General features: G+C 50.4%; 14 protein-coding genes. 7 read left to right on the top strand and 7 right to left on the bottom strand.

Annotation, left to right across the window (positions count from 1 at the left end; all coding sequences use genetic code 11):
• Both DXV75_RS08955 and DXV75_RS17275 read left to right on the top strand, forming a co-directional pair.
• On the top strand, nucleotides 1-181 hold a 181-nt coding region (locus DXV75_RS08955), incomplete at its 5' end, for an integrase core domain-containing protein (protein WP_147291817.1).
• 25 nt (nucleotides 182-206) lie between these two features.
• The gene (locus DXV75_RS17275) at nucleotides 207-329 is read left to right on the top strand and encodes a hypothetical protein (RefSeq protein ID WP_281268912.1); all 123 of its coding nucleotides are present in this window, start codon (nucleotides 207-209) and stop codon (nucleotides 327-329) included.
• Nucleotides 330-756: 427 nt separating this feature from the next.
• On the opposite strand, the gene DXV75_RS08960 is transcribed toward DXV75_RS17275, so the two are convergent.
• The 5 genes from DXV75_RS08960 to DXV75_RS08980 all read right to left on the bottom strand — a co-directional run bounded on the left by DXV75_RS08960 (nucleotide 757) and on the right by DXV75_RS08980 (nucleotide 5474).
• A complete protein-coding gene (locus tag DXV75_RS08960) occupies nucleotides 757-2070 on the bottom strand; it encodes a type II toxin-antitoxin system HipA family toxin (RefSeq protein ID WP_115593080.1) in 1314 nt (437 codons plus the stop codon).
• Complete coding sequence (gene hipB / locus DXV75_RS08965; RefSeq protein WP_115593081.1) at nucleotides 2071-2310, bottom strand: type II toxin-antitoxin system antitoxin HipB; 240 nt, start codon at nucleotides 2308-2310, stop codon at nucleotides 2071-2073.
• Nucleotides 2311-2558: 248 nt separating this feature from the next.
• On the bottom strand, nucleotides 2559-3011 hold the full coding sequence (locus DXV75_RS08970) for a GNAT family N-acetyltransferase (RefSeq protein WP_115593082.1): 453 nt from the start codon (nucleotides 3009-3011) through the stop codon (nucleotides 2559-2561).
• A 73-nt stretch (nucleotides 3012-3084) separates the two neighbouring features.
• On the bottom strand, nucleotides 3085-4602 hold the full coding sequence (locus tag DXV75_RS08975) for a sulfatase family protein (protein ID WP_115593083.1): 1518 nt from the start codon (nucleotides 4600-4602) through the stop codon (nucleotides 3085-3087).
• The gene (locus DXV75_RS08980; RefSeq protein WP_115593084.1) at nucleotides 4602-5474 is read right to left on the bottom strand and encodes a sugar phosphate isomerase/epimerase family protein; all 873 of its coding nucleotides are present in this window, start codon (nucleotides 5472-5474) and stop codon (nucleotides 4602-4604) included. The genes DXV75_RS08975 and DXV75_RS08980 overlap by 1 nt, the downstream gene beginning before the upstream one ends.
• A 375-nt stretch (nucleotides 5475-5849) precedes the next feature.
• Between DXV75_RS08980 and DXV75_RS08985 the strand changes: the two genes are divergently transcribed.
• The 5 genes from DXV75_RS08985 (at nucleotide 5850) to DXV75_RS09005 (ending at nucleotide 12473) form a co-directional block, all read left to right on the top strand.
• On the top strand, nucleotides 5850-6419 hold the full coding sequence (locus tag DXV75_RS08985; protein ID WP_115593085.1) for a gluconate 2-dehydrogenase subunit 3 family protein: 570 nt from the start codon (nucleotides 5850-5852) through the stop codon (nucleotides 6417-6419).
• On the top strand, nucleotides 6416-8134 hold the full coding sequence (locus DXV75_RS08990) for a GMC oxidoreductase (protein ID WP_115593086.1): 1719 nt from the start codon (nucleotides 6416-6418) through the stop codon (nucleotides 8132-8134). Before DXV75_RS08985 ends, DXV75_RS08990 begins: the two co-directional genes overlap by 4 nt.
• A 95-nt stretch (nucleotides 8135-8229) precedes the next feature.
• Nucleotides 8230-8919 (top strand): 3-keto-disaccharide hydrolase, encoded by a 690-nt coding sequence (locus DXV75_RS08995; protein WP_115593321.1) that lies wholly within the window; start codon nucleotides 8230-8232, stop codon nucleotides 8917-8919.
• 57 nt (nucleotides 8920-8976) lie between these two features.
• The gene (locus DXV75_RS09000) at nucleotides 8977-11775 is read left to right on the top strand and encodes a family 78 glycoside hydrolase catalytic domain (RefSeq protein ID WP_245953157.1); all 2799 of its coding nucleotides are present in this window, start codon (nucleotides 8977-8979) and stop codon (nucleotides 11773-11775) included.
• A gap of 203 nt (nucleotides 11776-11978) precedes the next feature.
• The gene (locus DXV75_RS09005; RefSeq protein WP_115593087.1) at nucleotides 11979-12473 is read left to right on the top strand and encodes a hypothetical protein; all 495 of its coding nucleotides are present in this window, start codon (nucleotides 11979-11981) and stop codon (nucleotides 12471-12473) included.
• Between the two features lie 68 nt (nucleotides 12474-12541).
• Here the strand turns inward: DXV75_RS09005 and DXV75_RS09010 are convergent, their stop codons facing one another.
• Both DXV75_RS09010 and DXV75_RS09015 read right to left on the bottom strand, forming a co-directional pair.
• Nucleotides 12542-14041 (bottom strand): sulfatase family protein, encoded by a 1500-nt coding sequence (locus DXV75_RS09010; protein WP_115593088.1) that lies wholly within the window; start codon nucleotides 14039-14041, stop codon nucleotides 12542-12544.
• A gap of 49 nt (nucleotides 14042-14090) precedes the next feature.
• Nucleotides 14091-15338, bottom strand: coding sequence for a hypothetical protein (locus DXV75_RS09015; protein WP_115593089.1), 1248 nt, complete (start codon nucleotides 15336-15338; stop codon nucleotides 14091-14093).
• Between the last annotated feature and the right edge of the window lie 2 nt (nucleotides 15339-15340).

Here is a 15340-nt window from a genome sequence, read left to right on the forward strand (position 1 = left end):
GCCTCAGCAAAACGCATACATCGAACGTCACAACCGAACAATGCGTTACAGCTGGGTCAGTAAGCACCTGTTCGAATCAATCGAAGAGGTGCAGGACTATACAACGAAGTGGCTGTGGTTTTACAATCACGAACGACCACACAAAGCCAACGGTGGAAAACCACCTTTGATGGCAGCATAACTTCTACTTTTAGCGTCAGTTAAAAATGGGAGGATTACCCCCCGACCTGCCGCACCTGTCTTTGGATGAACAGCAACTCAACTGGTTGTTGTCCGGTTACGATGTGGTGGGCCACAGGCCCTTACCCTATCAGGCTTCCGGCTTATAACCGGGGATCATAAACAGCGATTATCGATCACGAAATAGTCTGAAGAATACAGGGTAATCAATACGTTAAGGCGAGATACTAACCGTATGAACGCAGATGATTATCAACGCCGCATCGCTGAGTTGGAGGGGTCTACTCAATGCGTTGTGATTTTTTCCAGGGGTAGAAAAACTATGAAAGTCAGATAGTTATTGATGAGAAATTTTCTTGTTATTTTTAAGGACTTTTTGAACCCAAATTTGCATCATATTTTTTCTATAGAAATGTGGGTTGGTCGCAAAAGGGCGGTTTTGAGAGCATTTAGGAGCATTGAACTAGACTTGCGCGTAGAGCATTCAATCGACTTGGTGAGACCCTAGCGAATTAGATGACGATACTTTTGAATGTTGATTTGCACCCAAAACTGATCCACAGGACTTCTAACGTTCTACATTGGTGCCGATTTTAGCCGCTCCAGTTTCATCAAGCTTTGCTCAAAAATGGCTGTTTGAATGCTGTCGGGAATTTCGGCGTGCATGCGACGTTTAAGCTTTTCTATTGCCACAGGAAGTTCATCAACAAACTTCAGCATAATACTTTGCATTCTTGCGGGATCAAAACCAACGGACTTGGCTGTGGCAACGAAATGCCGCGGGAAAATCTGATCAATCTTCCGCTTTTTACCTTTTGTCGCCGTAAGTCCCATCGCCAGACTTAAATCCCGCAGGTGTAATCCTTGCCCCCCCGTTATCGGGTACGCTGACAGAATGTCATAGAAAGGCGTCAACCGGTATGCTCCACCGGCTTCTAAATAGATGGAGAAATTTTTTGCATGACCGTCCGTTGCGCCTATCAACCACTGAAAAACCTGGAATCGCATAAATGCATCGCGATCGGCGAGTGCATTACTTGAACCCATCAGCAACTTCATTATTTGCTCAATGCCAGGCCCGCCTTCTGCCTCGTATTTAATTGCCGGTGGCAAGCCATGCGCCTGACACATGTCTTCCTGCGGTAAGCGCAGGATATTGTTCTTATCTGCTGTCCAACGTCGATCAAAGCGCTCGACCGCAAGTGCCTTAACCTCATCCACCCGAACAATGTCTACCGCAGGTACAGCAAATCCCAACTCTCTGGCTAGTTCGATACACAGCCATTCGTTTTCTACACTATCACTTAAATCCAGCGTGAAGTCCGGCCCTTTAATCTGCCCGATGGGTAACTTGATGATGTGCGTTGTTGGCGTCAGTCCTTTTGGTACACACCATTGACCATTAATGTTTAATAACGCCGTCTTTTCCTGTGCACCGGCGACCGAAATCCTGAGTTCTTCTTCCTCAGCCATACCCAAAGGCATGTCCGATTGATAAGCGAGTAGCAGCGCCTTCAGTCGTTTATCCCTCAGTTGCTCATAATCCAATGATGGGGACTGCTGAGGATAAGAGTCCTGCAATATAGTAAGCGCACCGACACTGTCTCGTCCTACCTGTGCCAATAAGTCAAACGGACGACTGGAGGCAGCGTTGAAGCGCTTTACGATGCGCTCACGAATGCGTTGAGAGTCTGGCAGTAAATTGTCGAAATAATTGTATACCTGTTCTGAGGTAATACGCCCTTTCTGCAGTGGCAAAGACAGTGATAAGGGGCGGGCTTTGGGGTGAGTTAACCAGGAAGATGCGTAATGCAATTGGTGTGCGCCATCATTGCGCATGATGAGTTCACCAATGTGCGCTTGATTCAGATACAGTTGCAGTGTTGCCAATTACCAATCCTCATCCTGTGTCGCCTGCTGATTTTTGTTCGGTGCGACACTTATCGTCAGATCTAAGGCCTGAAGAATTTTGAAAAATGTCTGCATCTGGCAGCGATCAGGATCATTTTCAAAATTGGAAATGGTACTTTGCTTCACGCCGACACGTTGGGCAACCTCGGCCTGTGACCAATTGTTTTGAGTCCGGATCAGTTTAAGATAATCCGCAAGTTGCTTTGGGCTGAATATCATTGATGCGCCTAATTGAATATACCCAGAAGGGGATAAAGAACAAATTATACCCACAAAGGGATAATGTCAACATTATCCCCTATTAAGGATAATAGCTACAAGCCAGTTAGCAATAATGCTAGTGGCCATGCCGAACTCCAATACATAGGCTAGTTGGCCTGCTTTTTCATCAAACAGTACGCAATACTATTGAGGCTAGTCTAAAATTTAGCCGGGTTTTTCAGCCCTAATTTTAATCAGCTACTTTTTTATTTACCCAGCAGCATATCCAAATGCGGGATCCCATCTTCCAGATAGTTTTCCGATCTTCGAACAAAGCCGTATTGTGCGTAAAAATCTTCCAGGTAGGCCTGAGCACCAATTTCAATGCTTTGGCCGGGCCAAATGGAATCGCAATGGTGGAGTGCCTGGCGAATTAACTCATGGCCCAGGCCGGTTCCTCGTGAAGACTGGCGGGTGGCTACCCGGCCGATGCTAACTGAGGGGTAACTGATGCCGGGGGCCAGCAGTCTGGCGTAGGCCACCAGTTCGTTGTTTTGGTAACCGAGCAGGTGGTACACACCGGTTTTGCTATCTTTGTCATCGAGTTCCGGGTACGGGCAGTTCTGTTCAACCACAAATACATTCACTCGAAGTTGCATAATAGTGTACAACTGCTCGGTGCTCAGTTCGGAAAATTGCAGTAGTTGCCAGGAAATCATCAATACCTCTGTCATTGCGTAAAACGAAAATTGTCGTTCAGGCACAAATTGTAAGTGAATCCGGCAATGGCTATCAATTTCCCTGGCGAACTTCTATAGCGGTGTACTGGGTCAGCACAGGGTCGTTGGTTTCACGCATCTTGCTATGAATGATCTGATCATGAGCTTTCAGGATACTGCGTTGTTCTTTACTCAGTGCCTGTTTCAGCAGGTTGGTGGTTTCCAACGGGTCCTGTTTTAGGTCATAAAATTCGTTTCTTTCAGGGTTTTTGAAATCCCGCACTAATTTATAAGCCCCGTCACTGTACATTCTCATTTGTGTTAACGACTGGTGCTGAGTGGTGTAAGCCCCATAGTAGTCGGTCGACAACACCTTGGTCTTATCTAAAAACGCTGGGAGGTAGTCTTGCCCCCGAATGACATTGTCGTCGCTGGCTTTACCGTTGGCTATGCTGACCAAGGTAGGAAACCAGTCGAGATTCGACATGGTTGAAGGGTTAACTGTGCCGGCTTCAATCGCATCGGGCCAGCGTACAATCAACGGAACCTTGACGGTGGTATCGTAAAGGTTGGGCCGCTGCCCTCTGGGCACATTGTCAGTGCCGGCGGGGGGCTTATTCAGCAGCCAGAAACCGTTACCTTTATGCCATATGCCGTTTTGCCCAATTGTGTAACCATGGTCTGAAGTGAAAATTACTAGCGTGTTGCTGCGCAAATTCAGTTCATCCAGCGTATCCATCAAGCGGCCGATATTGCGGTCAATACCTTTAACGCTCGCTAGGTATTCACGCTTAAGCTTGTGTGCCCTTTCAATATTCAAGTCCGGGTAATCGGGGTGGGGCACCTCAATAGCCATATCTTTGAACGGCGCTTCATCCTGCGGTGAAGCTGGTGCGAACGGGTAGTGAGGTGCGCGTAAATGCAAAGAGAGTGCGAACTTTTCACCTTGATGCTTGCCCAGAAATTCAATGGCGTAGTCAGTGAGAATGTCGGTGGTTAGCCCTTTGTGTGGGGTTGTTTTTCCTTCCACTTCAAGAACCGGGTTCTCAGGCGAAGTGCCGCCTTCTACAAATCCGACAAATTCCTGATAGCCGTGCTTCGTCGGGTGATACTTGGGCAACTCGCCCAGGTGCCATTTACCGATCAACCCCGTACGGTAACCGGACCGCTCCAGCACTTCCGGCCAGGTTTCGTATTTTGGATCCAGACCAAGATCGGGCTGGTGCCCTGTGAGGGTTTTTGACTTGAGGTTGTCGTTAATCCAGTCATCTATGCCCAGCTCATAGCCGTATTGTGAGGTTAACAGGCTGGCGCGGGCTGGGCTGCACACTGGAGTATTGGCATACGCGTTCGGAAAGTACATCCCTTCTGCGGCCAGTTTATCCAGATTGGGAGTAATGGCCTGGCTTTCGCCATTTCGACCCAGCGCCCACGCTGCCTGATCGTCTGTGTAAATAAACACAATGTTGGGCGTGCTGTTCTGTACTTGATTCGGGACTTCGGTTGACGCCTGCGCGGCAGTGCAGGCGGATGTCAGCAGCACAGTGAAAACGAGGGGGCTACAACGTGCAAAACATTTTGTTAGGAACATTATTCGCACTCCGAACGAAGATCACGGAGAATGTTATCCAGCCCCTGTTTGGACGCTTTTACAGCCTGGAGCGGGGTAAAGCCTTGCGGGTATTCTTCCTGTTCAACCACCAGCCAGGAAGTATCACCAACACTCATGTTAGTTTTGATGAGCGTTTGCCAGTCAAAATTGTCTTCTCCCATGATCACAGGCAACCCCTTGTCTTTGTCTTCTTCCCGTGTGCGGATTTTGTAATGGGTGGTGAGTGTTCTGTGCGGGTAGCGTTTAACGTAATCAATGGGGTCTGCACCAGCATAATTTGCCCAGCCCACATCCAGCTGTAACACAAATTCCGGCGGGGTATTTTGGGCCAGGTGGTCCCAGAAAGTTGTGCCATTAAATGGCTTAAACTCTTTGGAGTGATTGTGGTAACCCAGCAGCATGCCCTTTGCATTCACGCGGGCAGAAAGAACCCGCAGTTCCGTTATCAGCGCATCAATCTCATCGGGGTTATCCACTCTTGCATCGTGGGGAATGATCAACAGTTCGGCCCCAATAGCTTTCAAAAAATCAAGGCTTTTATCTGCCTGTTCGCTGCGCAGCAACTTAATCGGCACGTGAGCGCCGCTGACCTTAAGCCCCAACGAGTCCAAAAAGGCCTTTAAACCCTGCGGGTCATCGGCATAGGGGCCGTAACGGCCGGCAAATTCAACTGCTTCAAATCCCATCTCCGCCAGCGCAGTCAGTGTGTCCTTAAAATTTTCACTGAGGGTCTCACGCACAGAATGCAACTGAACGCTTACGCCCGGTAACGCTTTGCTGCAAGACTCTACCGCGTGAACTGCAGTTGGCAAACTCAGGGTACATATCAGGGCGATAAAAAATCCACGCATAGTGATCCTGTTGATTATTTATGATTTTTAATGAGTGTTTTGATGAGTTTAATGTTGATTGCATAGCGCTGTCGACGATTTTTTTACAAAAAAAATACAGTTAACGTTCAGTGTAAATGGGCATTTTAGTGAGTCATTGTGTTTTATATGCTTGTTTATTTTGTGCTTTTTTGTGGCTCCAAGTTTAGGTCGGTGAATGCTTTTAGATAATTGATTTTGACTGTTTGTGCTTGAATTGATGTTCGGATATGTATATTTTGTTAAAAATAGCTACAAGGCTGGGCAGTACTTTGCGGATTGATGCAAGTGGGTTGGCAGTTCACCAATTTCTTCGGGTATGAAACTCAACGGTCTGAGTTTTAAAAAAGGGAAGTTATGAGCGAATTCCAAATTAGCCGTAGGGTTTTTATCGGCACCATGGCGTACCTGGTGACGGCGCCGGTGCTGTCAACTGTTATGAACCCCGCAACTCGCCTGTTTCATGTCGCCAGGGATGGCAAATTCTTCACAGCGTGGCAGCTTACTGTGCTCAATGATGTGGCTGAGATCATGATCCCACGAACGGATACACCGGGCGCTTCAGATGTGCACGTTGCTTCGCTACTGGATGAACTGATGATGACCTGGGCGGGTGAGGAAACCAAACGTCAGTTTCCGGCCTGTCTGGAAAGCATTGATTCACAGGCCATGGATACCCTCGCTTCTCCTTACATTTCGTTACCGCTCGAGCAGCGACAATCTCTCATACAACAACTTGATAAAGCGGCCTTTCGCGAGGCTGATTCTGTGTTGTTTGCCAGCTATCGGGCGCTGAAGGAGATGATTTTTCACGTTTATTATTCTTCGAAAGAGGCAAACCCGGACTTCGTTTTGGTCCCCGGAGGGTTTAAAGGCTGCGTGACTGAAGATGAACTGAAAGCGATTCATAAGAGAGGCCGTTTATGAAGCCCGAATACGATGTGATTGTAGTGGGCTCTGGAATAACCGGAGGCTGGGCAGCCAAAGAATTCTGCGAGAAGGGGTTCAAAACCCTGGTTCTTGAGCGGGGTCGTAAAGTCGATCATCGGGGCCCTGAATATAAGGATTTCAAAGCGCCCTGGGAGCTTGAAAACTTCGGGCTGCCTCCTGAGTTGCTCGAAGAACAGAACCGTTATAAGACGATAAGAAACAGCCAATCGTTTTTTAATACGTCCAACATTCAGTTCTTTGTTGATGACAAAGAGCATCCTTATTCTTTTCCGGAAGACAGGCCGTTTCATTGGATTAGAGGTTATCAGTTGGGCGGGCGGTCACTGACATGGGGCCGCCAGGTACTGCGTTGGGGAGTGAAGGACTTCGAAGCCAACGCCAAAGATGGCCACGGTGTGCCCTGGCCCATTGGCTACCAGGATTTGGCGCCCTGGTACGATTATGTGGAATCCTTTATTGGCGTATCGGCCAACAAGGATGGGCTGGAAGAAGTACCTGATGGCGTATTTCAAAAGCCCTGGGAGATGAGTTGCGCAGAGGAGTTCGTTTCCAAAAACATTGCCAAAAAGTACACCGATCGTCATTTGATCATAGGCCGTGCGGCCAATATCACTGAGCCTACGGAAGAACAACTCAAGCTCGGCCGCGGCCAGTGTCAGGCCCGTTCTTATTGCCGCCGAGGCTGTATGTTCGGGGGGTATTTCAGTTCCCTTTCTGCAACGCTGCCGGCGGCAGAACGTACCGGTAACCTAACCGTGGTTACCGACGCCATTGTTGCGAGTGTTAATTATGACGAGCAGACTGGAAAAGCGTCCGGCGTTACGGTAATTGATGCTCACAGCAAAGAAGTACGCAGCTACCGCGCCCGGGTAGTGTTTTTGTGTGCTTCGGCATTGGGAACGGTGCAAATTCTGCTGAATTCCAAATCCAAGGCTTTCCCCAATGGCATTGCCAACTCAAGCGGTGCGGTGGGGCACTACATTATGGACCACTTTACTGGCGTGGTTGCGGATGCAGAAGTGCCCGGGTTTGAAGACAAGCATTCGTTTGGGCGCAGACCGATTGCAACCTACATCCCTAACTTTCGGCATGAGCAAAAAGACGGAGTGGATTTTGTCCGGGGGTACGGTTACCAGACAACCGCGAGCAGCCGCACAAGCACTGGCACCACCGCTCGGCGAATCGGTATTGGCGAAACAGTGAAAATGCAGGCTAAACAACCCGGCCCCTGGCGTTTCAAGGCGTTAATGTACGGTGAAATGCTGCCCTACTACGACAACAAAGCTACGTTGCTGCCGGACAAGAAAGATCAGTGGGGTATGCCCGTGTTGCACATTGATGCAATGGTCAGGGAAAACGAACGTAAAATGACGAAACAAGCCGCAGTCGATATTGAAGAAATTTTGCAGGCTGGTGGTTGCCGCGACATTAAAATAAAACCCATTCCAGATGATCAGCCCATGCCAGTAGGGCGCCGGATCCATGAAATGGGTGGTGCCTGCATGGGCGATGACCCAACCAAATCGGTGTTGAACAGATGGGCGCAATCTCATGATGTAGCCAATCTGTTTGTCACCGATGGTGCCTGCATGTCGTCCTGTGCTACCCAAAATCCTTCACTTACCTATATGGCGATTACTGCCAGAGCGGCAGACTATGCGGCAAGGCTGCTAAAGGAAAAGGTGCTTTGAGGGACAATTACTTAACCAGACACTGGTTTCAGGCTCTCGTGATCACGGGTAGCGTATTACTTTCATGCAGCGCCCGGGCTGAAGAACATAATTGGATGCCCATTTTCGATGGTAAGTCACTGGACGGTTGGGTGGCGAAATTTGCAGGCTACCCACTTGGCGATAATTACAAAAATACTTTTCGGGTTCAGGACGGTTACCTCACCACGAATTATGATCAGTACGAGAATTTCAACTTCGAATTTGGTCACCTGTTCTATCAAACCCCTTACTCACATTACAAACTGCGTGCGACTTACCGGTTTTTGGAGCAGCAGTTACCGGGCTATAAAAACGCCTGGAAAAATAATGGCTTTATGATCCACTCCCAGCCCCCTGAAAGCATGGCGCTGGCGCAACGCTTCCCGGCCAGCCTGGAAGTGCAACTGCTGGGTGCCAATGCGGATACCGAATCCAGGCCCACGGCCAATCTGTGCACGCCAAACTCCCACGTGACACTTGCAGGCGAGTTGGTGACCAAGCACTGCACCAACTCCAGTTCTGAAACCTATCGCGGTGATCAGTGGGTGAATGTGGAGGTTGAAGTTCATGGTGATGAGCTCATCAGGCACTTTGTAAATGGTGAGTTGGTGCTGGAATACAGCCAGCCTGTACTGGATGAAAAGTCGCAGTCACTGACTCCGTTGTACGGAGGCAGCCACCTGCAATCAGGCTATATCGCCATACAGGCAGAAAACAGCACGGTGCAGTTTAAGTCCATTGAACTGATGGTGCTGGAAGAGTAGCACTTGCGAAGGTCTGCCCAGATTAAAATAATTCTGTTCCAATTTAGTGAGATGAAAATGAGATTGAGTTTGGTTCTTCTATTTACAGGCATGCTGGTTGCGTGCGGTGCGCAGATTCAGGAGAGCGCAAGTGCGGCTCAGCCTGATAACCTGCTAACCGAAGGCCTCAAGTCGCCTTTTAACGTTCACCACAGTCGGCCTGCGTTGTCCTGGCACGCAAATGTGAAAAAGCAGTCTGCCTATCAGATCCAGGTCGCCAGTTCTGAGTCTGTGCTACAAAGTGGAGCACCGGATTACTGGGATAGTGGCAAAGTCAGCTCTGGCCGCTCGGTTAATATTTTGTATCAGGGCCAGCCTCTTGCCGCCCGGGCACCGGTTTACTGGCGGGTAAAGGTTTGGTCTGAAGAGCTGCCATCCGGCTCTGGCTGGAGCAATACAGGCTACTGGGAAATGGGTTTGGTGAACAAAACTGATTGGCAGGCGAAATGGGTTCAGGTTGCTAACCCTGAGGTTGTAAACGAAGGTGATGGAGTTGAAGAATGGATGACTTTTGCGGCGGATCTGAATAATCCGATGCATCGCCCGGACAAAGTGGAAACCCAGAAAAGAGTTATTACCCAGCTTAAAGAGGAGGCGACCGCAGGCCTGTTTCGCCACGACTTTACTACCGAAACATCGAAAAAGCTGGTGAGTGCCCGTCTGCACAGCACTGCTGCAGGCTATTACGAAGTGTTTATAAATGGCGAAAAAGTTGATGATCGCATTATGGACCCGGGCCAGACCGATTTCGACAAGCGTATTCTGTACAACACCGACGATGTGCTTGGGCTGTTGGCCTCTGGCCAAAACACCATTGCGGTGCATCTGGGCAGTGGCTGGTACCATGAGTTTATTGCGTTCTCCAAACCGGAGCGAAATTATTACCTTGGCTATGGGCAGCCTGCGTTCATCGCCCAGCTCGAACTAACCTATGACGATGGCTCTCAACAGCTGGTGGTTTCTGACCAGAACTGGTTAAGCCACGCTTCGCCGGTTCTGAAAGAAGGCATTTTTTCCGGTGAGCTGTACGACGCTAACCGCGCAGTAGCAAAGTGGAATGAACAGGGCGCAGATGTCAGCGACTGGCAGCCGGTGGCAGTACTCAATGAGTGGCCTACTGAAGTACTGGAGCCGCAATTGCTACCTGCCATTAAAGCTATCAAAGAAGTGAAACCGGTTGTGATCACCAGCCCTGAAGCGAACGTTTGGGTGTACGATTTTGGCCAGAACTTTACTGGTATCCCCACGGTAGACATTTCCAGCCTGGGCCTGAGCAAAGGGCAGGCGGTACATTTCCGTTACGGCGAATGGATGGACGCTGAAGGCTACATGAGCCAGAAAAGTGGCGGCGGTGCCCCGCTGTTATCACAGGTGGATACCTACATCGCCAGTGGCGATGACCAGGGCAGCTGGACACCCACATTTACCTGGCACGGTTTCCGTTACCTTGAAGTACGGGGGCTGGACGAGCAGCCGCCTCTGGATGCCATTACCGCACATTTGGTAAGAAGCAGCGTAGAGCGTGCGGGCAGTTTTGAAAGTTCAGACCCGATGCTCAACCGCATCCACGAGATGGCGCTTTGGAGCTATGAAGGCAACCTGATGAGCTTGCCCATGGACTGCCCGATTCGTGAACGCGCCGGCTGGACCGGTGATGCCCACGCTGCGCTTATTACCGGCAACTACAACTTCAACATGGAAAACCTGTGGCAGAAGTACGTGCGGGATTTCGAAACCTCAGCTTACGTTGCTCCCGCGGTAGTGCCGGGCAAACGCTCGCACGGTGGTAATTACGACTGGGCTGCGGCTGAGGTCATCATCGCCTGGGAGCATTATCGCCACCACGGTGACATCCGGTTACTGCAGGACCAGTACGAAAGCATGCTTGAGTACATGAAAGCCGGTGAGAATGTAATGGAAAATGACCTCATTCGTATCGGTTACGGAGACTGGTGCGATCCTGTGCGAGTTCCGGGTACGCCACGGGTGAACGGGCGCTGCAGCCCGCAGCATACGGTGCCCACCATCACCAGTTCGGCGTTTTTTGCACACTCGGCCGATTTAATGGCGAAGATCTCCACGTTGTTGGGGAAAACGGAACAGGCTGCGCATTTCTTCGCCCTGTTTGACAACATCAGTGACCAGTTCAATCAGGAGTTTTACAACCCGCAAACCGGCCACTATGGCAGCCAGACCGCCGATGCCCTGGCATTGCGATTTGGCATAGCCCCTGAGCCTCTGCGCCAGAAGGTTGCCGATGCGCTGAAGGACAATGTGGAGAACGACTGGAACGGCCATGGTGCAGTGGGGGCATTGGGGCAAACCTATCTGTATCGAGCCCTCAGTGACAACGGTTATGGCGACACCGCATTCAATATTTTCAAAGCCAAGGGGTACCCGGGCTACGATTACCTGTTTAACGAACTGAAGGCGACAACTCTTTGGGAACGCAAGGGTTTCTTTGACCCGTACGCAGACCCAACCGGCAAATCCGGCCCAGGGTTTTCCCTCAACCACCCGTTCCACAGTGGTTACGATGGCTGGTTTTATGAGGGGCTGGGGGGTATTCGCCCGCTGGCAGACGAGCCAGGGTTCCAGCGCTTTGAGCTGAGCCCGGTATTCCCTGGCGATTTGGAGTACTCAAACGTATCTTACACGACCGGTTACGGCACAATTGTCAGCAAATGGAAACGGGTTGATGGTGGCGTAGAGTGGACATTTGAAATCCCCGATAACACCACGGCACTCGTCACTGTGCCCGGCGGCGAGCAATCTGAATATTTGCCAGGTAAGTACTCACTTCAATTGAGTATGTGAATCTGCTATTCAGCATTGGGCGGATAAGAGACAACGGCTCTGATATTTTCGGGCAGTAAAAAGGCGGGGTCGGTTGGCCCCGCTTTTTATTGAACCGGTAAGGTTTGGCGATTAAACGCGCATATCACCTGTTTTTTTGAAATTTACGGGAAGTTCGTATAATACGGGCTTAAAAATAATACTCTTCAGGAGAGACATACACCGTGATTTCATTGTTCATCATTCGCGCGGGATTGCCCGTTGTACCCGCTTCTGTTGCCATGCTGGGGGTGGCCTTTATGGGCGGAATTTTCCTTGCGGATTACACCTCCGTTGCCGTCAGTTATCTGCATTCTTTCGCCCATATGTTGCAGTACCAAGTGGAAAGTCTGGTTTGGTATATTGCCGGGCCGGACGCACTGGTCAAAAAGATCGAACTCACTAATGATGCCGGTGAGGTTATTAAAACCTATGAAAGTGCGGAACAATTTTACCTGGAAACCGGTGGGATCTCCCATACCAGCTACCCGACGGTACTTGCCCAGGTTATAGATGGGATTTGTGACCTCTTACGCATCCCCAATACGAGCAATGCAAATGTGATCACCTTTATGGTGGCTTACTACATTTTTGAGATGGTATTGCTGTTCAAAATATTGGGCCGCATCGCAGCCAGCGGCAAAAAGATGCCTAAAATCAAGCAGCGATTTGAAGTTTGAGCGCTAATTGATAACTATTTAGTTTCAATAACGTTGGTCCAGCTATCGCCTGTTAAGGCCGCGCCAGTTCAGGGCGCGCCGTGAGCAGGTAGTTGATTCACAAAGTCTTTACGGGCTTTTACTTCTTCACTGCGCTGGTTCTCATAGCGTTCGATGTAGTGCGCGGTGCGTTGGCTCAGTGTGTTCAGTATGCCCTGATACTCCGGTAATTGCGCCAGGTTCTCCCGTTCATCCGGGTCGGCCTTGAGGCTGTAGAGCTGTTGATGGCCGTGCTTATAAAAATTCACGTATTTCCAGTCCTGCGTTCTCACGCCCGCCATAGGGGGAATGGACACCCGCTTGGGCTGGTACATGTGTTCAAAGAAAAATTCGTGGCGCCAGCTGGGTGGGGTTTGCCCGTCGAGCATGGGCAGGAAGCTTTCGCCCTGGTAGGTTTCCGGTGCTGGTATGCCCGCTAGGTCGAGCATGGTGGCCGGAAAATCAATATTCAGCACATAATCGCTGCGTTGTTTGCCGTGCGAGGCAGGCTTGCGCGGGTCATACACAATCAGTGGTATGCGCAAATCTTCCTCCCAGCCAAACCATTTACCAGCCAGTTGGCGTTCATTAACGTTGTAGCCATTGTCACTGGTGTAGATGACGATGGTGTTGTCAGCCATGCCGGACTGCTCCAGTGTCTTCAAAATCATGCCTACGCCCTGGTCCACTGCACTGATGGCACGGTAATAGCGCTTAACCATTTTCTGGTACATGGCTTCATTGGCGTAACGGTATTCCCAGCGAACCCGGCCAATGGACTGCTGCAGGAATTCGGGTAATTGTTCAAACGAGGCATCGTCGGATAATTTCGCTGGAGGGATGGTCACATCGGCATACCAGTTCTCGAACTCGGCAGGGTAGTGGTACTGGTTTTCCTTATCACTATCAAGAGCATGGGGGTTCCAGAAGTTCACCGCAATTGCCCAGGGTTGGTCTCCCGCTGAAGACTCGATAAAGTCCTGGGTTAACTGGGTAATATAGTAAGTCTGTGGCAGCTCTTTGCCCTGATATTCGTTGGTTTTCGAATGCAGCAGGGGGTAAAAGTAATCGAAGCGTTCGCTGTCGTCTCCTGAAAGTTTGATTTCGTATTTGCCGACAAAACCGGAACGGTAACCACTGTCTTTGAGTAATTTGAGGTAAACATTCTGCGACTCTATGGCACCGGTTGGCGGGCGGCCAAAGGTAAAGTCATGGGTACGTTCTGTGAGCCCGGTAAGAATACTGATACGGCTTGACGCACAAATGGGCGTCGTCACAAAGGCGTTACTGAAATAGGTACCTTGCTCGGCAAGCCGGTCGAGGTTGGGGGTTTTGATAATAGGGTGAATGTTCCCCAACAGATCCCAACGGTGATCGTCCGCCAGGATGAACAGAATGTTGGGGCGCGACGGCCGGGCATCTTCTCCCCCTGCCAGGGCTTTGGATAATCCGCCAACTGTGCTGAGCAGCAACAGCAAGGCGGTGATAAAGGATAACCGGGCATTCTGCCAGAAAAAGCGGTAATGGCCGGAGCATTGTTCATTAGTCATAGTGGGCATTGCTTTTGTTGTTTTTTGTGTGTGATAAATGGGCGGTGGTTCAGTTCAACACCAGGCCTCGCCAGCGTCCTCGTGCGAAGGCCGTACCGCCATTCTCCGGAATTTTACCGTTAGTGACTGCCATGGACTCGACACTGAGTACGTCTCCGGGGGCTAGGGTTAATTCTCCGAGCGGGAAGTAGATTTCCTGATAGTCGGTGTTGGTTTCAGGATTCTGCACTTCTGCAAGTAACTGGTTATTCAACCAAACCCGGTATTTGGACTCGCCGTCGATTTCTGCCAGGGTTACCAGCTGAGCGTTGGCATAGGTCACACTTCGCTTGCGGTTATTGCCTTTTTCAGGGGTTGGAACTGTGAAGTTCCATCGAAAGAACTTGTCGCGGGCATCGGGCTTGACAGCATTCACTGCCATAACATCGCGATTTTTGTCGTGGTATAGGGCAAAGGCATGTTGCGGATCGGGTTCGAAGAGCTCGGCTGCACCGAGAATTTTGCGGTATTCCAGAACCTGTTTATAGGCGGTTTTGGGGGGCAGTGCTTTGGGCTGGTAGAGAGTTTCGCCAAGGCTGATTCCTGCTGGAATAAAACCCGGGTCCAGGGCCAGAATGATCTTATCCAGTTCAAATCCGTCTTCCCGCATGGACACCATCAGATGATGCAAACCCGGTTGGTCAATGTCTATCCACAGGGTTGAGGGGGTACCGCAGTGGTTGTCCGGTCGGCGCTGTTGCGACGACCAGGTCCAGCTGTTCTTGCCCTCGCACAGTTGCAGGCGCTGCGAGCTTTCCGGCCAGCTGCCGTCAATGCCAAAGTGCACACCGTTGTCTTCGCTGCCGGTGCTGAAAGCCCGCCCCCACAGGTAGTAGCGGCCGGTTTGGCTGAATTGTATCGGGTAGGAGAGCACGCCCATTACCCCAGGTTGGGCGGAAAAGTTTTCACCGCTTATAAGAACTTCATCGTGATTAGTGCGGGTATCCGGCAGAATTTCGATGTATGCGCCGTTGCTGGCATCCACAGGGTGCGGCAAATCTGCATCATTCAGGCCGTGTGAAACGGGTGTGTCTGCATCAAAAACAGTCCAGCGCCGTACATCAGCCAAAGCTTGGGCGCTAAAGTGTTCAGCCTCAATGACCACCATGCCATCCTGCTCGGCGAATACGCGCTGGGCACTATTCATTGCTGGTGCGTATGGCGTTGATTGCCCAGCCGCTTCAGTGGTAGCGGTATAATGGGTACTGCAGGCAACGAGCACCGAACACAGTAGTGTGCCAATTATTGGTTTTATCATCT

Source organism: Alteromonas aestuariivivens (genome assembly GCF_003367475.1).
Taxonomy (GTDB): domain Bacteria; phylum Pseudomonadota; class Gammaproteobacteria; order Enterobacterales; family Alteromonadaceae; genus Alteromonas; species Alteromonas aestuariivivens.